Source organism: Kitasatospora sp. NPDC101183 (assembly GCF_044767945.1).
Taxonomy (GTDB): Bacteria; Actinomycetota; Actinomycetes; order Streptomycetales; family Streptomycetaceae; genus Kitasatospora.
The window spans coordinates 242,220-261,833 of record NZ_JBIWOW010000004.1; the positions used below are offsets into that span (position 1 = coordinate 242,220).

The following is a 19,614-nucleotide window of genomic DNA, read 5'->3' on the forward strand; positions in this document are numbered from 1 at the left end:
GGTCGGCCCAGCTGGTCGGCCCAGCCGGTCAGCCCAGCTCCAGGCTCTCGCCCTCGGCCAGGACAGTCAGCTCCGCGCCGACGCCCGGGCCCTGGGGCCCGACCAGCCGGGTCTGCACCGCGAAGCCGATCGGACTGAGCACCGCCTCGTGCACCGGCACCGCCCGGCGCGGGGCCGCCTCGCGGACGTAGTCGACGACCTCGGCACCCTTGCTCCAGGGCGCGGCGATCGGCAGCAGCAGGGTGTCCACGGCCTGCGGGGGCAGGGTGAAGGAGTCGCCGGGGTGGAAGAGGCGGCCGTCGAAGAGGAAGCCGATGTTGCGCACCCGGGGGATGTCGGGGTGGATCTCGGCGTGCCACTCGCCGTGCACGGAGACGGCGAGCCCGCCGGGCCCTCCGACCTCGAAGGCGTCGCCCTCCCCCACGACGGTGACGCGCTGCGCGACGCCGTCCAGTTGGGCGGCGACGGCGCTGTTGGTCCACACCCGCAGGGCCGGGTCCGCCTCCAGCGCGGCGCGCAGCCGGGCCTCCTCGAAGTGGTCGAAGTGCTCGTGGGTGATGAGGACGGCGCCGGCCCCCGCGAACGCGGACGGGTCGCTGAACGCTCCGGGGTCGACGACGACGGTGGTTCCGGCGTGCTCGATGCGGACGCACGCGTGTCCGAACTTGGTGATTCGCATGGTCGAAACAGTACAGCATTGCTGTACAGCCTTGCTGTATTTCCCGACGGTAGACTGCCCCCATGCCCCACGAACCGATGCCCCACGACCCGATGCCCGCCGACCCCGCGCCCGCCGACGACGCCCCGTCCCCCCGCCCCGACACCCTGGGCCTCGCCGCCGACCTGCGCGCGAGCCTCGGCACCCTCGTCCGCTCCCTGCGCGACACCGACGAGCTGCCGCAGAACCAGGCCGCCGTCCTCGGCCTGCTCGTCCGCGACGACCGCGCGTACACCGTCGCCGAACTCGCCGACCGCCGCCGGGTGCGCCACCAGTCCATGGCCCGCACCGTCGCCCTGATGACCGGAGCCGGACTCGTCGCCCAGCAGCCCCACCCCACCGACGGCCGCAAGCTGCTGATCGCCGCCACCGAGGCCGGCCGCACAGCCCTCCTCGACCAGCGCGCCCGCCGCGAGCACCGGATCGCCACCGCCATCGAGGCCCGCCTCACCCCCGCCGAGCGGGAGCGGCTCCGCTCGGCGATCGACCTCCTGAACCGCCTGTCCTGACCCGGGCCCCTGGGGCAGCATGACTCCTGTGCTGATCATCCTGGGCGGCCTCCCCGCCACCGGAAAGACCACCGTCGCCCGCGCCCTCGCCCGCCGCACCGGCGCCGTCCACCTGCGCGTCGACACCATCGAGCAGGCCCTGCGCGACTCCGGCGAACTCCCCGCGCCCCTCGGCCCCGTCGGCTACGCCGTCGCCCACGCCCTCGCCGAGGAGCACCTGCGCCAGGGCCTCACCGTGATCGCCGAGTCCGTCAACCCGCTCACCGTCACCCGCGACGCCTGGCGCGCCGTCGCCCTCCGGGCCGGCGTCCCGTACCTGGAGGCCGAGACCGTCTGCTCCGACCCCGCCGAGCACCGCCGCCGCACCGAGACCCGCACCGTCGACGTCCCCGGCCTCGCCCTGCCCGACTGGACGGCCGTCACCACCCGCCCGTACGAGCCCTGGGACCGCGACCACCTCGTCCTCGACACCGCCCACCGCACCGTCGAGGACTGCACGGCCGACCTGCTCGCCGCCCTCCCGTGACGTCCTGTTAGGGTCCGACCCCGTGACACAGCCGTCCCGGGCCATGCTCGACCACTTCCACCGCGCCGCCGACCAGCGGGGATTCACCCTCGCCCCCGCCCAACTCGCGGCCGCCGAGCGCCTCTCCCGGCTCGCCGGCGAACTGGCCCGCCCCGCCTGGCGGTTGCGCCGCCCGCCGCGCCACCTGTACCTGTGGGGCCCGGTCGGGCGCGGCAAGAGCTGGCTGGTGGACACCTTCCTCGACGGTCTCGCCACCCCGCACAAGCGGCGGCTGCACTTCCACGACTTCTTCCGCCGCCTCCACCAGGGCGTCGCCCGGCACTCCGCCCCGGACGTCTCCGCCGTCGACCGGGCGGTCGACGACCTGCTCGGCGACTGCCGCCTGCTGGTCTTCGACGAGTTCCACGCCCACGACGCGGGCGACGCGATGCTGATGGCCCGCCTGATGCGCACCCTGCTGGAGCGGCGGATCACCCTGGTCACCACGTCCAACTACCCGCCCGCCGGGCTGCTCCCCGACCCGATCTACCACCACCTCTTCGAGCCGACGATCGCGCTCATCGAGGAGCGGATGGACGTCCTCGACGTGGCCGGCCCGGTCGACTTCCGCCGCCTGGCCCCCGCCGGGGAGCGCTCCGCCGCCCTGCGCTTCGCCACCGGAGCCGTGCTGCCCGCCGGCCGCGAGCCCTCCCTCGGCCTGACCCCGCCCTCGCCCGAGGAGGCCGCCCCGGCCCCCGCCCACCTGCGCGACCTGCCCGCCCGGGCCGTGCGCGAGGGCCTGGTCTGGTTCTCCTTCGAGGCGCTCTGCGAGGGCCGCACCGCCGTCCCCGACTACCTGGCGCTCGCCGACCGCTTCCCCACCCTCGTCCTGGACGGCGTGCCGCCGCTGCTCGAGGCCGGCGCGGACGGCCGTCAGCGCTTCGCCAATCTGGTGGACGTCTGCTGCGACCGCGACATCCGGCTGATTCTGATCGGTGCCGATCCGATGATCGGCCTGGACCCGGGCTCCCCGCTCCAGCGCGACCTGGACCGTACGGCCAGCCGCCTCGCCCTGCTCCGCACCCCCTAGGGCGCCCCGACCAGGTCCTCCGCCTTCGCGCCGTCCCGCTGCCCCGGGATCGGCGCCTGCCCGAGCTCCGGCAGCTCCACGTGCTCGCTCAGCCCGAACCGCCGGTGCAGCCGCCGCAGCGGCGCCGGGGCCCACCAGTTGAACTCGCCGAAGAAGGTCATCGCGGCGGGCACCAGCAGCGAGCGCACCAGCGTCGCGTCCACCGCCACCGCGACGGCCAGGGCGATGCCCATCTGCTTGACCATCAGCATGTCCCCGGCCGCGAAGCCCGCGAAGACGATCACCATCAGCAGCGCCGCCGAGGTGATGATCCGACCGCTGCGCTGCAGCCCCAGCTCCACCGCCCGCCGGCAGCCGTACCCGCGCGCGTGCAGCTCCTTGATCCGGGCGAGCAGGAACACCTCGTAGTCCATCGACAGCCCGAACGCGAAGGCGAACACCAGCACCGGGATGAACGTCTCCAGCCCGCCCGTCGGACTGAACCCGAGCAGCCCGCTGAACCAGCCGTCCTGGAACACCAGCGTCAGCGCACCGAGCGAGGCGCCCAGCGAGAGCAGGTTCATCAGCAGCGCCTTGACGGGCATCACCACCGAGCCCGTCATCAGGAACAGCAGCACCAGCGTCCCCGCCGCGACCAGCCCCAGCGCCCAGGGGCCGCGCGAGGACAGCTCGTCCTGGAAGTCCACCACCGAGGCCGCGCCGCCGGTGACGTACGTGGTCAGCCCGCCCCGGTCCGCCCGCAGCTCCTCCACGACCTGCTTGGCCCCGCCGCCCTGCGGATCCCCGGGCACCAGCACGTCCACCGTCGACACCGAACCGCCCACCGGCGTCACCGCCCGGACCCCGCTGACGCCCGGCAGCTTGGCCACCACCGTGTCCGCGTAGGCCTGCGCCGCCTTCGCGTCCGCCTCGACCACCACGGTGATCGGCGCGGCCGAGGCCTGCGGGAAGCGCTGGTCGACCGTCTCGGCCACCTGCCGCCCCGCCGAGGAGGCGGGCAGCACGGCCGCGCCGGAGCTGCGCATCTCGGCGTGCAAGAAGGGCGCCCCGGCGGCCATCAGCAGCGCGACGCAGGCCAGCGAGACGGGCACGGCCCGCTTGCTGACCCGCCGGACCGTCCGGCTGAAGAACCCCTCGTCCGCGACGGGCTTCGCCGGCGCCTTGATCCGCGAGCCCGCGAAGCCGAGCAGCGCGGGGATCAGGGTGAGCGCCGCCGCCACGGCGATCACCACCACGCTCACGCCCGCCGCGGCCACCGCCCCCAGCACCGGGCTGGTGAAGACGAACAGGCCGGAGAGCGCCACGGCGACGGTCAGCCCGGAGAAGGCGACGGTGCGCCCGGCCGTCGCGGCGGTGCGCTCCACGGCGGCGGCGATGCCCGCACCGTGGCCGCGTTCCTCGCGGAAACGATTCACCATGAGCAGCGCGTAGTCGATCGAGAGCCCGAGCCCGAGCACGGTGGCGATCGGCAGCACGCTGGTGTCGATGTCCATGATCCGGCTGAAACCGAACATCGCCAGCAGGGCCCCGCCCACCGAGGCGACCGCCCCGATCACCGGCAGCGAGGCCGCCGCCAGGCCGCCGAAGACCAGCACCATCACGACCAGGGTGAGCGGCAGGGTCACCATCTCGCCGAAGCGGGTGTCCCGTTCGGTCTGCTTCTTGACCTCCTGCTGGAGCACGAGGTCCCCGCCCACGGTCACGTGCGCCCCGCCCGCGCCGTCCAGGGCGGCCAGCTGCTTCGCGACGGCGTCGGTCTGGGCGGTGGTGGCGCCGTCCGCCATCCGTACGGTCACCAGGCTCGCCGTGCCGTCCGCGGAGCGCAGGGCGGCGCTCGCCGGGCCGGGCCCGTACGCGTCCGTCGCGGAGGTGACCCCGGGCAGGGCGGCGATCTCGGCGGTGGCCTTCTCCACGGCCGCCCGTACGGCCGGGTCGCCCACCGGCCTGCCCGCCTGCTTGCTGTCGACGACCGCGGTGACGGTGCCCTCGGACGGATCGACCGCGGCGACCACCGCACTCCCCCGGTCCGCCTCGGAGCCGGCGGAGGAGGCCCCGGCCACCGACCCCTCGAACACCCGGCCGCCGATCAGCACGCCGACCACCAGGACCACGGCCCAGAAGCCGAGCACCCAGCGGCGGTGGCGGAAGCAGAACCGGCCGATCGCGGCCAGCCGGCCGCCGACCACGGCGTCGGGGGCGGCGGAGGAGGGGTTGCGCATGAGGAGCCTTTCGGGCAGTTCCACTCAATGTAGGTGGAACCGAACTCCCGGCCTAGAGAAGGCCGATGAGCCTCACATCACACTTTCCTTCACATAAACCACACATAAGAAAGGGCGGAAAACGAAAGGGGAAAACGAAAGGGGCCCTGTTCGGATTCGTGAATCCGAACAGGGCCCCTCCCCTAGCTATCCGCTAGCGGGAAGCGAGAGCCTCAGCTCTGGCCACCGGCCAGCTTCTCGCGCAGGGCGGCCAGGGCCTCGTCGGAGGCCAGGGCGCCGGCACCCTCGTCGCTGGAGGACGAGTACGAGCCACCCGCGGCGGCGGCGACGGCGTCGCCACCCTCCTCGGCGGCCTGGGCATCGGCCTCGCGGCTCTTGATGACCTGGGCCTGGTGCTGCTCGAAGCGGGTCTGCGCCTCGGCGTACTGGCGCTCCCACTCCTCACGCTGCTTCTCGTAGCCGGCCAGCCAGTCGTTCGCCTCGGGGTCGAAGCCCTCCGGGTAGATGTAGTTGCCCTGGTCGTCGTACGAGGCGGCCATGCCGTACAGGGTCGGGTCGAACTCGACCTCGGCCGGGTTGGCACCCAGGGCCTCGTTGGCCTGCTTGAGCGACAGGCTGATGCGACGACGCTCGAGGTCGATGTCGATGACCTTGACGAAGATCTCGTCGCCGACCTGGACGACCTGCTCCGGGATCTCGACGTGGCGCTCGGCCAGCTCGGAGATGTGGACCAGACCCTCGATGCCCTCGTCCACGCGGACGAACGCACCGAACGGAACCAGCTTGGTGACCTTACCCGGAACGACCTGGCCGATCTGGTGGGTACGGGCGAACTGCTGCCACGGGTCCTCCTGGGTCGCCTTCAGCGACAGGGAGACGCGCTCGCGGTCCATGTCAACGTCGAGAACCTCGACGGTGACCTCCTGGCCGACCTCGACAACCTCGGACGGGTGGTCGATGTGCTTCCAGGACAGCTCGGAGACGTGCACGAGGCCGTCGACGCCACCCAGGTCCACGAAGGCACCGAAGTTGACGATCGAGGAGACGACGCCGGAGCGCACCTGGCCCTTCTGGAGGGTGGTGAGGAAGGTCTGGCGGACCTCGCTCTGGGTCTGCTCCAGCCAGGCACGGCGGGACAGGACCACGTTGTTGCGGTTCTTGTCCAGCTCGATGATCTTGGCCTCGAGCTCCTTGCCCACGTAGGGCTGGAGGTCGCGGACGCGGCGCATCTCGACGAGCGAGGCCGGCAGGAAGCCACGGAGGCCGATGTCGAGGATGAGACCACCCTTGACGACCTCGATGACGGTACCGGTGACGATGCCGTCCTCTTCCTTGATCTTCTCGATCGTGCCCCAGGCACGCTCGTACTGAGCGCGCTTCTTGGACAGGATGAGACGACCCTCCTTGTCCTCCTTCTGGAGAACCAGGGCCTCGATGTTGTCACCGACGGCGACGACCTCGTGGGGGTCAACGTCGTGCTTGATCGAGAGCTCGCGGGACGGGATGACGCCCTCGGTCTTGTAACCGATGTCGAGGAGGACCTCGTCACGGTCGACCTTCACGATGACGCCCTCGACGATGTCGCCATCGTTGAAGTACTTGATGGTCTCGTCGATGGCGGCGAGGAAGGCCTCCGCGTCGCCGATGTCGTTGACCGCGACCTGCGGGGTGGTGCTGAGGGAGGAGTCGGTGGGGCTCGTCATTAGGAAAAGGGCTCCGGTACGGACATGAAGTCGTAGGTAATGCCACGCGGAGGGCCCGTATCGCTCCCACCGAAAGCCGGACAGCCAGGAAAACGGCACACCGGAAATCCCGTGAGTACGGGGAACCGGCGTCCGTCTCGCGACCGTGGGGTCTTCGACAGAATGCGAGCGCGACCTGCTCCGTCCGAGGCGCGCAGGCCCGCAGCGCAACTTGTAGCATACGGGGACGGCCAGGCACGGTCAATGCCGAAGGACGGCAAGACGGTGGAGCCCGGTACGGATCAGGCCATATCCTCCGATAGCGCACCTCGCGGCGGCACCCCCGGAGGGGCCCTTCCCCGGATGCCACCGCCAGGACTCGGACCTCTCGGGCCGGGTCGCGGCAGCGGCGCTTCCGCAGTCCACACCCTACGCGATGGGCATTATCACCGTGGCCACCACCCCCCAGTCCGAGCCCCTGCCCGAGCTCCACGATCTTGACGACGGCGGCGACGACGCGGTAAGGCGGGCCGCGGGGACGGGCGAGAGCAGCCGCGCCAGCCGTCACTGGTGGGACCGCAACGCGGACGAATACCAGGACGAGCACGGGGAGTTCCTCGGCGACGACCGGTTCACCTGGTGCCCGGAGGGGCTGGACGAGGCCTCCGCCCGGCTGCTGGGCGCCGTCGACGGTCGCGACGTCCTGGAGATCGGGGCGGGCGCCGGCCAGTGCTCGCGCTGGCTGCGCGCGCAGGGGGCGCGGCCCGTCGCCCTGGACATCTCGCACCGGCAGCTCCAGCACTCGCTGCGCATCGACCTCGCACGGGGGGCCTCCCCCGTACCCGTCGTCCAGGCCGACGCGGCGGTGCTGCCGTTCGCCCCGGAGTCGTTCGACATCGCCTGCTCCGCGTACGGGGCCGTGCCGTTCAGCGCCGACACCGCCAGATTGATGCGCGAGGTGCACCGGGTGCTGCGGCCCGGCGGGCGCTGGGTGTTCTCGGTCACCCACCCGATCCGCTGGGCGTTCCCCGACGAGCCGGGGGTGGAGGGACTGACGGCGATCTCCTCGTACTTCGACCGCACCCCGTACGTCGAGGAGGACGAGCAGGGGCGCGCCAGCTACGTCGAGCACCACCGGACGATCGGGGACCGGGTACGGGAGCTGGTCGGGGCCGGGTTCCGGCTGCTCGACCTGATCGAGCCGGAGTGGCCGGAGGGGCTGGAGCAGGAGTGGGGCGGCTGGTCCCCGCTGCGCGGGCGGCTCATCCCGGGGACGGCGATCTTCGTGGCGGAGCGTTCGTGAACCCTGCGTGGCGGGAACTGCCCGTCCGCTCCGCCCTGCCGGCCCTTTCGGATGCGCTGGAGTCGGGCGGCGTCGCGGTGCTGGCGGCTCCGCCCGGGACGGGGAAGACGACGCTCGTGCCGCTCGCGCTGGCCGGGCTGCTCGGCACCGGCCCTTCCCTGCGCGTCCTCGTCGCCGAACCACGCCGGCTCGCCGTACGGGCCGCCGCGCGGCGGATGGCGTGGCTGCTCGGCTCGTCGGTGGGGCGCGAAGTCGGGTACACCGTGCGCGGGGAGCGGAAGGTCGGGCCCTCGACGGTCGTCGAGGTCGTCACGACGGGCGTGCTGCTGCAACGGCTCCAGCGGGACCAGGAGTTGACCGGGGTCGACGTGGTCGTGCTCGACGAGTGCCACGAACGGCACCTCGACGCCGACACCGCGCTCGCCTTCCTCCTCGACGTACGGGCGGCGCTGCGGCCGGAACTGCGGCTGGTCTGCGCCTCCGCGACCTCGGACACCGCCGCCTGGGCCGAACTCCTCGGCGGGGCACCGGTGGTGGAGGCGCACGGGGTGTCGCACCCGGTGGAGGTCGAGTGGGCGCCACCGGCGCGTGCGGTGCGGCCGGCGCACGGGACGCGGGTGGACTTCGCGCTGCTGGACCACGTGGCTTCGGTCGTGCGGCGGGCCCTCGCCTCGCACGACGGGGACGTGTTGTGCTTCCTGCCCGGCGTCGGCGAAATCGCCCGCGTGGCCGGACAGTTGTCGGACCTTCCGTGCGACGTGCTCCAACTCCACGGCCGGGCACCGCAGTCCGTCCAGGACGCGGCCCTCACCCCCTCCACCTCACGGCGGGTCGTCCTGTCCACCGCCGTCGCCGAGTCATCGCTGACCGTGCCGGGCGTACGGGTCGTCGTGGATGCCGGGCTCGCGCGCGAGCCGCGTACGGACCACGCACGCGGCCTGTCAGCTCTCGTGACCGTACGCGCTTCGCTCGCCGCCGCCCGCCAACGCTCGGGGCGCGCCGGGCGCGAGGCGCCGGGCACGGTGTACCGCTGCTGGCACGAGGCGGAGGATGCGCGGGCGGCACGCTTCCCCACACCGGAGATCGCCCTCGCGGACCTCACCTCGTTCGCGCTCCAGGCCGCCTGCTGGGGCGACTCGGACGCGACGGGGCTCGCCCTGCCCGACGCGCCGCCTGCGGGCGCGATGGCGGCGGCCCGGCAGACGCTGCTCGCGCTCGGCGCCGTCTCCGCCGACGGGCGGGCGACCCCGCGCGGCATCCGGCTCGCCCGTACGGGGCTGCACCCGCGCCTCGGGCGGGCGCTGGTGGACGGGGCGCCCGCCGTGGGCGCGCGGCGTGCCGCCGAGATCGTCGCCCTCCTCTCGGAGGAGCCTCCGCGTGCCCTCGGCGACGACCTCACCGCCGTCTGGCGCGCCGTACGTTCCTCGCAGGACCCCTATTCCTCCCGCTGGCGCGACGAAGTCCGCCGACTCGAACGCGCCACCTCGGGAGAAGGAATCACGTCCCTCCCCGACTCCACTGCGGCCGGACTCGTCATCGCCCTCGCCTTCCCCGAACGCATCGCCCGCGCCCGCGTGGAGAAGCCCGAACCCGGCGAACGCAGCCCGTACTTGATGGCCTCCGGCACGGCCGCCGACCTCGCCCCTGATACGCGCCTCGGCCACCACCCCTGGCTCGCCATCGCCGTCGCCGACCGCCCGGCGGGGTCGCCGTCCGCCCGCATCCGCCACGCGGCGGCCATGGACGAGGACACCGCCCGCCTCGCCGGTGCGGCGCTCCTCGCCACGCGCTCGGAAGTCCGCTGGGACACCCGCCAGGGCGAGGTCGTCTCCCGTCAGGTCGACTCGCTCGGCGCCATCGAACTGTCCTCAACCCCGCTGAACCGCCCCACTCCCACTCTCATCCGCGCCGCCCTCCTCGAAGGTCTCACCCGCGAAGGCGTCAGCAGCCTCCTCACCTTCCCCACCAACCTCCGCGAGCGCCTGGCGTTCCTGCACACCACCCTCGGCGCGCCCTGGCCCGACGTCTCCGACGAGGCCTTGCTCGCCCGCGCCGACGAATGGCTGGACCCCGAACTCTCCCGCGCCCGCCGCAGATCCGACCTCGCCCGTATCGACACAACGGCGGCCCTCCAACGCCTCCTCCCCTGGTCCACAGGAGAAGCGGGCCGCCTGGACGAGCTGGCCCCCGAACGCCTCACTGTCCCGTCCGGCTCCAAGATCCGCGTCGACTACGGCACCGACCGCCCGGTCCTGGCAGCCAAGGTGCAAGAACTCTTCGGCTGGACCACCACCCCCACCCTGGCGGGCGGACGAGTCCCCGTCACCATCCACCTCCTCTCCCCCGCCGGCCGCCCCGCAGCTGTGACCAGCGACCTGGCCTCCTTCTGGCAATCCGGCTACAAGGCCGTACGAGCGGATCTGCGGGGCCGCTACCCCCGCCACCCCTGGCCCGAAGACCCCACCACAGCTGAGCCAACCCGCCGCACCAACGCGAGGAAGTAGCAAGACAAAGACCCCACTGCCCTCCAACGGGCAGTGGGGTCTCGAACACTTCTCGGGTGCGTCAGACGTCGCCAAACTCGCCAGCGCGAACGGCCGCGACGAACGATCGCCAGGCCTCGGCGGGGAAGGCCAGGGCCGGACCCTCGGAGTCCTTGGAGTCACGAACGGGAACGACTCCAGGCACGCTGCCGGATACCTCGATGCACTGTCCACCGTTGCTGCTGTAGCTGGACTTGAACCAGTCGAGGGTCATAGTTGCCTCCGTACCTCGCGGATCATCGCCACCGAGTCCGCCTGTGATAGAGCATGCGTTTGAAGCTGATAGTAGGCCGCCAACTCAGCGGCCACCGCCCCGAGGTCCCGCTCCAAACGCCCCTGGTGCGCACTCTCCGCGTACGAGATCAGCGATCGATCCGGCAACGTCAGAATGGACACCGGAAGATCGAACGCCCTGTCCTCACCGAGCAGGAACGGAGCGATCTGAAGCCTCACGTTGGGCTCATCGGCCAAGCCGACCAGATGGTCCAATTGAGCCGCCATCACGGCGCCCCCACCCACAATCCGTCGGATGCAACTCTCATCCATGACCACGTGAATCATCGGCGGCCGCTCCCGGTGCACACCGGCCTGGCGATTTATGAGGACACGCACCCGCTCATCGGCCTGGTCCTGCGTGATGGTCCTCCGACGCACAGCACCCGCCGCGATGGCCGTTGCGTACTCCCGCGTCTGCAACAGGCCGGGCACGATTCCGACTTCGAAGAGCCTCAGCTCGACCGCCCGATGCTCGTGGGTGACGAACTCGCCGAACCCGTCCAGCAGAGCGCTGTACTTGACGCCACTTGCCCTCTGCTTGAACGTGCCCGCCTGGGATGTGCCGAACGCTCTGTCAAGTGCCATCGACATGCGTTGAGTTGGTCTTCTGCGACCATTTTCTAGAGCAGAGATGTGAGACGACGTGCAACCGGCCAGCTCTGCAAGCTGCTCCTGAATCCACCCTCGTTGCTCGCGGTGCTCACGAAGGAATGCCCCAAACTCAGCCGCAGGGGAGGCCTGCGGATCAAGTTCCCGCTTGTTCACGGCGGTCCACCCCACCAATCAAACAATGGCGACAAGTTGAACAGCTCAGAAGCCTAGAGGAAAGTGGGCACTCCGGGTAGTCGTAGCGCTACGGATCGGAGTGACGCTGCGCATGGGCGCGATTCGCGCACTACCCTGCGCCCCCACCTGCCCCCTGAGGAACTTCGCCATGCTCGCAACCTGCTGCCGCCCCCGCACGTTCGCCGCCTGCCTCTCCTCCGACGTCGAATCCACGCCGTTCGCCCGGCACTTGCTCCGCGCGTACCTCTCCGGTCTCTCCACCGGCGACCGCTACTTCGACACCGCCGAACTCCTCCTCGGCGAACTCTTCGCCAACGCCGTCCAGCACTCCGACGCCCCCGACGACCGCCACATCGAGATCCGCATCTCCCTCGTGAACGACCTCCTGCGCATCGAAGTCCACGATGCCGGCACCGGCCGCCCCGCTCTCCGACCCGCGAAGTCCGACGACGAGCGCGGACGTGGACTGTTCCTCGTCAACGAGCTCGCCGAGCGCTGGGGTTGCTGCCCCCGAGCCGGCGGGATCGGCAAGTACGTCTGGGCCCTCGTCGCCCCCACCACCTGAGGAGCGCCCCGTGCGACTCGCCCTCACCGCCCGCCACCTCCTCCACACCGGCGCCACCCCCGCCGAGACCTACGCCAACCTCGCCCGCCGAACCCGCCAGCCCCTGCGCTCGGCCCGCGCCGTGTGCGCGGCCCTCACCATCCCCGCCACCGAAGCCAACCACCGCCTCGACGACTGCTACCACGCCCTCCTCGCCAACCCCCGCCCCGGTTCCGAAGCCGACACCGGCGAACTCCTCGAAGCCCTCGGCGTCTTCGACATCCCCAAGCCCCTCGACGACCGCGAACAGGCCATCGCCGACCTCCTCACCACCGCCATCACCACTCACAACGCCATCCGCGCCGGCCGCCACCACGCCCTCACCCGCTGGATCACCACCGGCAACCTCACCACCGCCTACCTCTCCCTCACCACCACCCACCCCAACTCCCTTGACTCCACCCACTACTGGACCACTCTCACCCACGCCGGCGAACTCCTCCTCACCACCCCCAACCCCGACACCCGCCTCACCTACGCCCTCACCCAATGCCGCCTCAACGCCACCCGGACGACATAGGCGCAGGAAGTCGGCGGGGCCGACTTCCACCGCACCAACCCCCTGGCCCCTACCTCCGTCCGCTCCCATTCCGGACCCACGAGCTATCGTCCGAGCTGTAGCGCTGGGCTATTCGAGTCGTGCTCCTCTTGACCCCAGTTGCGAGATCGGCAGAGATGTAGTGCTTTGTCAGCTCTTCGAGCTTGAGGCCGGGGCCTTGTTCCTTAACGGCCCTAGGGTCGACGAGATGGGCGCTGATCTTAGTGCACAGGAGTCGGGGAGCCAGCTCCTCCAGAGTGACCCCGAGAGTGACCTCAGCAACGTGGGCATCGAAATTGGCGTTGTGGGCGATGACCCGGTGGGCCGTCCTCAGAGCCCACGCAGCGGCCTCAGCGAATTCGGGGTCAATCTCGACTGGCAGGACCCAAGATTCCGTGGCGTTTCCGAACTGGGCCGGTCGACACCGGAAGTCCCTATCCCGGTCCCACCAGTTGAGTCCGGTAGTTTCGGCGTCGTAGCCGAGCACGGGATTGACCTCTACCCAGTCGACGAAATCCCAGAGGTCCATCACGTCTTCACAGACGCGTATTCGAACTTCCTGTCGCTTTGGATTTCACACAACCACGCCAGAAGTGCCCCGAGCGTCCTACCAGCACCCCTTCGACCCTGTTCTGACATGTCGTCAGAGAATGCCCTCGACCTGCCCACTCCCTAGGCGCGCCTTGAATGTGCAGTCCCGAGAATCAGTGCTCGTGGTGGAGGTATGGCAGGGATCGTCGTCCTCTTCGAGCTGGAGGCAGAGCGCCCGGAGGGGTCCCCGAGGACCCGCTTCTGCGGACTCTCTGCGGGCAGGACACCAGCCCCGTGGAGCGCTCGCGCTACTGGCCTGGAAGGCCAGGAGTGCCCTGGCATCCGCCGGAGCTTGAGGCGCGGCGGTGTCGGTTGCGCGAGGCCGCCCCACGGCGTCGCTAAGTCGATTATCACACCGCCCGTCAGGCCCCAGGCGACTGCTACTGCCGCGGCTCTTCCAGAGGCCCAAGCAACCTGCCTCCCGGCAACAGGCTTTTGTGACAGCATCGTTGGAAGCACGTACCCCGTGCCGCCGTTCGCGGGTTGTCGCCTGCCGGGGACAACCTCGCCGTCACAGCAGGCTTGGCGTAGAGCCGGCCTGACTTGGGAGGGAGGTGGCCTGCCTTGTCCTTGAGCCTGCTGCACGGGGTCTTCGAGGCGGTCAAGAGCTTCACGGGTGCCCTGCACGGGGCCCTCGGGGTAGCCAAGTACTTCATGGTTGCGCTGCTCGTGGTGTCGTCCCTAGTCCATTTGGCGCATCGCCCCTCGCGGCCACCGAGGGAGCCGAGCCGAGCCAAGTCGGGCCAGGTGACACGGCAACATCACGTTCCACGTGTGGAGGACCCTGTCAGGGCGCTGGTTGACGGCGAGATCGGCCTCTCCGTCGATTCCGCCGATCTCGCTGGGTACGGGCAGGCGGCACCCTCACTGGTCCGGGAAGCCGCTGAGGACCCTGCGGATGCGCTTTCGACACAGCTCGGCGAGCTAGATGCCGATCTTGCGCGGATGGCAGATGACGAAGATATGCCAACCGCTTCCCGCCACCTGGTGGAGGGACTTGATCGACTGTTCCGGGCCCTGGGCCCGCCCCCGGCTCCGCCACCAGGGGACACAGATGTGGTTCTGGTCGGCGACGGTGGAGGGCAGCAGTGACGACACCTGAACATGACGCCGGCCGCGAACCGAGCGTTGTGGAGATCGCGAGGCAATGGGCGAAACTCGACTCAGGATTCCTTAAGGTCGCCACAGCAGCGGTGCAACCCGAACTCAAGCGCGTTCACCTGGAGAGAATGAAGGAACTCGACAACAAGCAACGAGAGCGGGAAGCCGTGCGCGAGGCTAAGGAGCGCCAAGCCGCGCGCGAAGCTAAGGAGCGCCAAGCCTTGCGCGAAGCCCACGAGCGCCAAGCCGCGCGCGAAGCTGAGGAGCGCCAAGCTGCACGCGAAGCCCAGGAGCGTCAGGCTGAGCGTTCCCACCGTCTTTACATGGGCGGTCTCGTGGCCGGATTCGTCCTCTGCGCCGGAATGCTCTGCGGGTCTGTGATCGAAGCACTAAACAAGCAGGAGGTGTCGGCGGGGATTCTGGCGGGGCCGACCATGATCGGTGTTGTCGCCTTGTTCGTCCTGCGGCAGCGCCACAGCGGCAGCGGCCAGCAGCAACCTGATCGTGCGAGCGTCCCCGGCCAGCAACCGCCAAGCGTGCCGCCCGCCCCCGTGCCAACTCCTGAACTGGTGGAGCCGCGCTAGCAAGAGCGGCGAGGGGCGCTGCAAGGCCATGAAGTTGATCGAGTCGGCCCGCACCGGTCCGCCGGCTCATCCGAGCGATCCGAGCGTGGTCAAGCCCCCGGCACCGGTTCAGTAGGGGCGACAGCGGCATTGAACAGACGCACTGCCACCCGTGGCCACAGGAGCGCCGCGAAGAAGTCCCCTAGCGCGCTAGGGGACTTCCTGCTGTCGGCCCCGGGGTCCGGGACAGGTACCTCCGGGCCTGCCTTCGGGGGGCCTGCTCGTCGCCACTCAATCACCACAGAGCACTCAGGAACGGGCTGGAACAGTCGCGAAGAGTCAGCATCCGACTGCGCTCTCGCGAGACGTGAAAAGGCCCTCTGCCCTCCAAAGATCCAGTCTGGAGGGGCCTCCCCTCAGTTGGCCGACGGAAGAGTCGACCTGTACGCCGGGTTCAGTCCGAGTTGAACCACACCAGCACCGCCGGGCCGTCCGGCGTGATCACCGGCACCCAGGCCTCATCGGCTTCACGGATCCGGGTCTCGTCCAGCCTCAAGGGGTGCGGTTCCTCGGTGGTCCCGTCGCATGCCCAGTAGCGGATGGTCCCGACGATCTCGCGGAGCCTGCCCCGCCCGTCGTCCGGCCACGCGTGGTCCCGGGTGCCGGCACCACGGAAGTGCTTCTCGAACAGCTCGCGCAACGCCTCCAGCTCACCAGGGCCGAACAGCGGCACCCGGAAACCTTCAACCTGCCCCTGCCTGCCGGCAGTTCCGCCGTACTGCTGCTGGTAGACGACGCCCGTCCGCGCCTCGACCACCGCATACAGCCAGCCACCGCCGCTCGCACCGTCAGGATCGAGGAAGACGAAGCGTCGAGGACTCATGGCCGCAGTCTTCCGGCCGCCGACCAAATGCTCAACGACGTTTTCCACCCGCACGATCGATGACGAGACACGGCCCAGCGCAGGAAGTCGGCCCCGCCGACTTCCTGCGCAACGGACCTCGTCCCCCCTTGACCCAGTAGTCCGACAACTCCACTGGCCGGCGCATCAAGACAGCTCACGCTGCGAAGGCGTCACGTTGGGGCAGCGGCTCGGGTGGCAGGATGCGGAGCAAGGCCGGATGACGAGAGCGAGCGACGGCGAGATGACCAACCCTGTCCCGGTGGACCTGATTCACCTCGCCGATGCGGAGGGGAACCGCTGCATCGTACGGGTCACCGGGCGCTTCAAGCCCGGTGACCCGATGTTCCACGACACCCTGCATGCGAATGTGCTCGTCTCCGCGAGCTTCGTCGACGCCCGGCTGGACGTCTACCTCTCCCAGCACGAGCTGGACGCGTGGCAGCAGGACCTGGCCGCCCTCGCACCGGGACGAAACGCCTGCATCGGCGGCGACCGCGGGCTGACGCTCGGACTCCACCTGCACGAGGACGGTTGGCTCTCGATCACGGTCGACGATCCGGACCGGCTCGTCGCCATGCTCGGGGCCCGTCCGGACGAGAACTGGATCAACGATCACCACGAGCGTGTGGAGCAGGTCCGGCGGACATGGCCCGGCGAAGTAGTCGAGACGTCCCCCGGCGCCTACCGGTGGAACACGGACCGGCCGACCGGCCGACTTGACCAACTCCACGTGCAGTAGCGCGAACTGAGGGAACAACATGACCAGAAGATCAGTGACGGACACCCACCATGATCGCCAACGGCGGCCGCCGACATGCGGGCTTTACGGAACTCGCGCGGTAGCAGTCGGTGCCTGTTGGCATCGTGGCCGTTCACGCCCAGCCTAGAAGGGAGGCTGCCAGTCGCCCCAAGACGTCGCGTGGCCAGGCGGAGGCCAGTACTCCGAGTAGCCCGGGTAGAACTCGCCCTCTACGAGAACCCCAACGCAGTCGAGAACGACATCTCCTGAACCGCGTCAGGACTGCTTGAGGAACCGGGCGGTGGCCAGGCCTGTCGGTGAAACGCGGTGATCAATAGGCTCCGGCACATGAAGCACCCCTCCGACATGAGCGAGCGCGAGTACTTCGCCTTCATCGGTCAGCGTCCAGGCATGTTCGTAGGCAAGGCCTCGTTCCACATGGTGACCGCGTTCCTGGCCGGCTACGAAACGTACGCCGACCGCCACGGCGGTCCGAGCCTTCTCACGGGCCTGGACGAGTGGCTCGTCGCCCGCCGCGGTCGGGACTGCAACCACGGCTGGCCGGGCCACGTCCTGCACATCGCTCTGCCGCACGGCTGGAAGAACATGTGGGATCTGCCGCCTGAGGACGAGCAGCGGGCTATCAAGGTCCTCTTCGAGCTCCTCGATGCCTTCCTCGCCGATCGTGAAGCGGCCACGAGCACCCAGGACCCGCAATGACCCGAACGACCACACCCGCAGATCCACCAGCGGTCAAAGTCCGATGAGACAAAGACCGGCCCGTCAAACTTCGGTGAGACCGGTCAAACTTCGCTGAGACGAGTCACCGTGGGCAGGGCCACGGCGACGCGCTGCTCGCCACCGGCCTGGCACTGGCCGCCACAGCTGGGATCCCGTACCTCTTTCTCCTCACCGACGCGGCTGACTGGTCCCGCGAGTGGTACACCCGCCGCGGCTTCACCGAGCTCGGCCGCAGCCACTCCTTCCTCAAGAGCTGACAGCGAGCCTGAACCGGGCCGCACATCCGCGCAGGAAGTCGGCCTCGCCGACTTCCTGCGCCAGCCCTGTGAACGCGTGGGTGTTCGCCAGGTTGGCGGCGGTGCGCCTGAACCGCGACCAACCGCTGATGGACCGACAGACCGGCCTTCCCCCAGGCGAGACGGCGCGTAGCCGCCCGTGGCACAATCCTTACCTGCCGACAAGTAAGGATGCGCCTCATGACCATTCCTGACCCTCGTCACCTCGCACAGCGCATGCACGAGGCTTTCAACACGCGTGACATCGCAGCTGCGGACGAGATCTTCGCGCCCGGCTTCTACAGCCACCCGCTACGGGGAGGCGTCGAAGCCGTGAAGGCGGCCTGGACGGCAATGCTCACGGCGTGTCCGACCGCCCGAACCGTCGTCGAGGACGTGCTGGTGGACGGCGACCGGGTGGCCCTGCGCTCCACTGTGTACGGTCTGCCTGCTGGCGGCGCGGACGCGGCTGCTGGAACCATGCTGGAGATATTCAGGGTTGCCGAGGGCCGAATCACCGAACTGTGGGGCAGCAGCACGGTCAGCCAACTACCACGCTGACCCACCACCTCGATCGGAGACGGGCTCGTGTTCTGACTGGCTCCTTCGCCGGGTCGCTCGTGCACGCGGCGAGGAAGTCGTCCGCGAGCTGCAGTTGCTCCTCGCCACCTGGGCCGGCGCCTGCCCCACCTGCCGCCGCGATATCACCGGACACAGTCGAACACTGGGGCCGCGTCAACCGTTCGGGCGACTTCAGATATCCGACACAGGCCCTGGAGGCGGGGTCTACTTACTCCACGGATGCAGGGCGCTCCAAGTGCCGCCTGCTGCCGCGAAGACGAGTTCCGATCCCTCAAAGACCTCTCCGGAGCTCGCGGGCCGTGGCCCGTCAAAACGCTCGGCGCAAAGATCCACCTGCAACAGTCCATCGAAGCGCGTGAACAGCGGTGCCTCGTAGAGCACCCAGCTGAACCCGACGCTCTCATCGATGCGAAACCGCTGGACGTCCACGAGATCCAGGCACACGGGCTCCCAGCGCAGCCCATCACTGACAACCCTGGCGTCGATCACAAGCCTGACGGCCCGTCCTCGCGCTGCCCGGGCACCGTATTCCTGATCAAGGACGACACGCCGGAGACAGGAGTCACCGAACTCATAACGCGCCAGCAGGGCTGCGATTCCGCCCTCGTTCAACGGATACGGCCCGAGCTTTCGCCCCGGAATTGGCGTGGTGAGCTCCACTGTCCTCCCTCATCGGTGCTGAAAGCCTAGGAGAGCGCCCGTACTCCAGCCTCATCGGGCCTCTCCGCAGGTGATCAGGCGCCGGGGCGGTCGTCCTGGCGCGCGACGGCCGCTGTCCACTGCGGGAACTGCGCCACGGGTATCGCCTGCGATGCGGTGGGGAGGAAAGCGACCTGGCAGTGTCGGCAGAACCAGGTTTCCCGCCATACCCGTTCGAGTTGCAGCCACTGTTCGGAGGTCTGGGGCCATTGATCAGCCGCGTCACTGCGACGGCTTCGGTGGTCGGCATGGAAGGCGAGTCCGATCCCCAGCAGGATCACGGCGATGACAAGAGCGCCGGAGCGGTGGCCGCCGCCGGCATCACCGGCGAGCAGCCCGCTCAGGCCGAGCAAGCCGAAGACGCCGGCCAGGACGAAGAGTACGATCGCGCCTCCGGTCGTACGCCCGGGTTCAGTGGGCAGCGACAGCAGATCCCTGGTCTGCGGGTCAAGGGGCCGGTCGTCATTCAGCAGTGCCTTGTGTACGGCGACGACTTCGTCCGCCGCTCCGCAGCTTGGGCAGGTGACGCTCATGGGAAGGGGACTCCAGAGGTGATGGACGGTGCACGGGGGCGATGAACGCGTAGGGCTGCACAGGGAGTTTGCCAGTCCCTGCCTCTATCGTCCGGCCGTTCATGATCTTCCGG

21 protein-coding genes and 1 pseudogene are annotated in these 19,614 nt (G+C 69.8%); 13 read left to right on the top strand and 9 right to left on the bottom strand.

Translation table 11 applies throughout. The annotated features are described in order from the left end of the window. Positions 1-28 precede the first annotated feature (28 nt). Complete coding sequence (locus tag ACIRRS_RS06790; RefSeq protein ID WP_402966101.1) at positions 29-679, bottom strand: MBL fold metallo-hydrolase; 651 nt, start codon at positions 677-679, stop codon at positions 29-31. A gap of 62 nt (positions 680-741) precedes the next feature. Between ACIRRS_RS06790 and ACIRRS_RS06795 the strand changes: the two genes are divergently transcribed. Genes ACIRRS_RS06795 through zapE form a run of 3 tightly spaced genes read left to right on the top strand, consistent with a single transcriptional unit; the run spans position 742 to position 2,822 of the window. After that, positions 742-1,227: a MarR family winged helix-turn-helix transcriptional regulator gene (locus ACIRRS_RS06795; RefSeq protein WP_402966103.1), complete on the top strand. Its 486-nt coding sequence runs from the start codon at positions 742-744 to the stop codon at positions 1,225-1,227. A 28-nt stretch (positions 1,228-1,255) separates the two neighbouring features. After that, positions 1,256-1,753, top strand: a complete 498-nt coding sequence (locus ACIRRS_RS06800; protein WP_402966105.1) for an AAA family ATPase — start codon at positions 1,256-1,258, stop codon at positions 1,751-1,753. Between the two features lie 22 nt (positions 1,754-1,775). Next, entirely contained in the window at positions 1,776-2,822 is a 1,047-nt protein-coding gene (gene zapE / locus ACIRRS_RS06805; protein ID WP_402966107.1) for a cell division protein ZapE, read from the top strand. Here the strand turns inward: zapE and ACIRRS_RS06810 are convergent. After that, positions 2,819-5,065 (bottom strand): MMPL family transporter, encoded by a 2,247-nt coding sequence (locus ACIRRS_RS06810; RefSeq protein ID WP_402966109.1) that lies wholly within the window; start codon positions 5,063-5,065, stop codon positions 2,819-2,821. The two genes, zapE and ACIRRS_RS06810, sit on opposite strands and share 4 nt — an antisense overlap. A 188-nt stretch (positions 5,066-5,253) precedes the next feature. Next, positions 5,254-6,744 (bottom strand): 30S ribosomal protein S1, encoded by a 1,491-nt coding sequence (rpsA, locus tag ACIRRS_RS06815; RefSeq protein WP_402966111.1) that lies wholly within the window; start codon positions 6,742-6,744, stop codon positions 5,254-5,256. Positions 6,745-7,159: 415 nt separating this feature from the next. Between rpsA and ACIRRS_RS06820 the strand changes: the two genes are divergently transcribed. Further along, positions 7,160-8,026, top strand: a complete 867-nt coding sequence (locus ACIRRS_RS06820) for a class I SAM-dependent methyltransferase (protein WP_402966113.1) — start codon at positions 7,160-7,162, stop codon at positions 8,024-8,026. Further along, entirely contained in the window at positions 8,023-10,530 is a 2,508-nt protein-coding gene (gene hrpB / locus ACIRRS_RS06825) for an ATP-dependent helicase HrpB (protein ID WP_402966115.1), read from the top strand. Before ACIRRS_RS06820 ends, hrpB begins: the two co-directional genes overlap by 4 nt. A 61-nt stretch (positions 10,531-10,591) precedes the next feature. Here hrpB and ACIRRS_RS06830 read toward each other — a convergent pair whose 3' ends face one another. After that, positions 10,592-10,783 carry a DUF397 domain-containing protein gene (locus ACIRRS_RS06830; protein ID WP_402966116.1) on the bottom strand — a complete coding sequence of 64 codons (192 nt, stop codon included), beginning with the start codon at positions 10,781-10,783 and terminating at the stop codon, positions 10,592-10,594. Further along, positions 10,780-11,610: a Scr1 family TA system antitoxin-like transcriptional regulator gene (locus ACIRRS_RS06835; RefSeq protein WP_402966117.1), complete on the bottom strand. Its 831-nt coding sequence runs from the start codon at positions 11,608-11,610 to the stop codon at positions 10,780-10,782. The genes ACIRRS_RS06830 and ACIRRS_RS06835 overlap by 4 nt, the downstream gene beginning before the upstream one ends. Before the next feature lie 169 nt (positions 11,611-11,779). Here ACIRRS_RS06835 and ACIRRS_RS06840 point away from each other — a divergent pair, with 169 nt between their 5' ends. Together ACIRRS_RS06840 and ACIRRS_RS06845 are read left to right on the top strand one after the other, a co-directional pair. After that, positions 11,780-12,196 carry an ATP-binding protein gene (locus tag ACIRRS_RS06840; RefSeq protein ID WP_402966118.1) on the top strand — a complete coding sequence of 139 codons (417 nt, stop codon included), beginning with the start codon at positions 11,780-11,782 and terminating at the stop codon, positions 12,194-12,196. A gap of 10 nt (positions 12,197-12,206) precedes the next feature. Continuing rightward, positions 12,207-12,755, top strand: coding sequence for a hypothetical protein (locus ACIRRS_RS06845; RefSeq protein ID WP_402966119.1), 549 nt, complete (start codon positions 12,207-12,209; stop codon positions 12,753-12,755). Positions 12,756-12,804: 49 nt separating this feature from the next. On the opposite strand, the gene ACIRRS_RS06850 is transcribed toward ACIRRS_RS06845, so the two are convergent. Beyond that, positions 12,805-13,302, bottom strand: coding sequence for a hypothetical protein (locus tag ACIRRS_RS06850; protein ID WP_402966120.1), 498 nt, complete (start codon positions 13,300-13,302; stop codon positions 12,805-12,807). A 632-nt stretch (positions 13,303-13,934) separates the two neighbouring features. Here ACIRRS_RS06850 and ACIRRS_RS06855 point away from each other — a divergent pair. Beyond that, positions 13,935-14,456 (top strand): hypothetical protein, encoded by a 522-nt coding sequence (locus ACIRRS_RS06855; protein ID WP_402966122.1) that lies wholly within the window; start codon positions 13,935-13,937, stop codon positions 14,454-14,456. Next, the gene (locus tag ACIRRS_RS06860; protein ID WP_402966124.1) at positions 14,453-15,049 is read left to right on the top strand and encodes a hypothetical protein; all 597 of its coding nucleotides are present in this window, start codon (positions 14,453-14,455) and stop codon (positions 15,047-15,049) included. Before ACIRRS_RS06855 ends, ACIRRS_RS06860 begins: the two co-directional genes overlap by 4 nt. A 433-nt stretch (positions 15,050-15,482) precedes the next feature. Here ACIRRS_RS06860 and ACIRRS_RS06865 read toward each other — a convergent pair whose 3' ends face one another. Beyond that, positions 15,483-15,911: a DUF6210 family protein gene (locus ACIRRS_RS06865; protein ID WP_402966126.1), complete on the bottom strand. Its 429-nt coding sequence runs from the start codon at positions 15,909-15,911 to the stop codon at positions 15,483-15,485. 280 nt (positions 15,912-16,191) lie between these two features. Between ACIRRS_RS06865 and ACIRRS_RS06870 the strand changes: the two genes are divergently transcribed. The 4 genes and pseudogenes from ACIRRS_RS06870 to ACIRRS_RS06885 all read left to right on the top strand — a co-directional run bounded on the left by ACIRRS_RS06870 (position 16,192) and on the right by ACIRRS_RS06885 (position 18,248). Next, positions 16,192-16,671: a DUF5959 family protein gene (locus tag ACIRRS_RS06870; RefSeq protein ID WP_402966128.1), complete on the top strand. Its 480-nt coding sequence runs from the start codon at positions 16,192-16,194 to the stop codon at positions 16,669-16,671. 348 nt (positions 16,672-17,019) lie between these two features. Then, entirely contained in the window at positions 17,020-17,391 is a 372-nt protein-coding gene (locus ACIRRS_RS06875; protein ID WP_402966130.1) for a hypothetical protein, read from the top strand. Positions 17,392-17,504: 113 nt separating this feature from the next. Further along, a pseudogene (locus ACIRRS_RS06880) lies at positions 17,505-17,669 on the top strand (GNAT family N-acetyltransferase); the annotation flags it as partial. 219 nt (positions 17,670-17,888) lie between these two features. Then, positions 17,889-18,248: an ester cyclase gene (locus ACIRRS_RS06885; RefSeq protein ID WP_402966132.1), complete on the top strand. Its 360-nt coding sequence runs from the start codon at positions 17,889-17,891 to the stop codon at positions 18,246-18,248. 225 nt (positions 18,249-18,473) lie between these two features. Here the strand turns inward: ACIRRS_RS06885 and ACIRRS_RS06890 are convergent, their stop codons facing one another. Both ACIRRS_RS06890 and ACIRRS_RS06895 read right to left on the bottom strand, forming a co-directional pair. Then, positions 18,474-18,929, bottom strand: a complete 456-nt coding sequence (locus tag ACIRRS_RS06890; protein ID WP_402966134.1) for a hypothetical protein — start codon at positions 18,927-18,929, stop codon at positions 18,474-18,476. 74 nt (positions 18,930-19,003) lie between these two features. Then, the gene (locus tag ACIRRS_RS06895) at positions 19,004-19,501 is read right to left on the bottom strand and encodes a hypothetical protein (protein ID WP_402966136.1); all 498 of its coding nucleotides are present in this window, start codon (positions 19,499-19,501) and stop codon (positions 19,004-19,006) included. Positions 19,502-19,614: the final 113 nt, after the last annotated feature.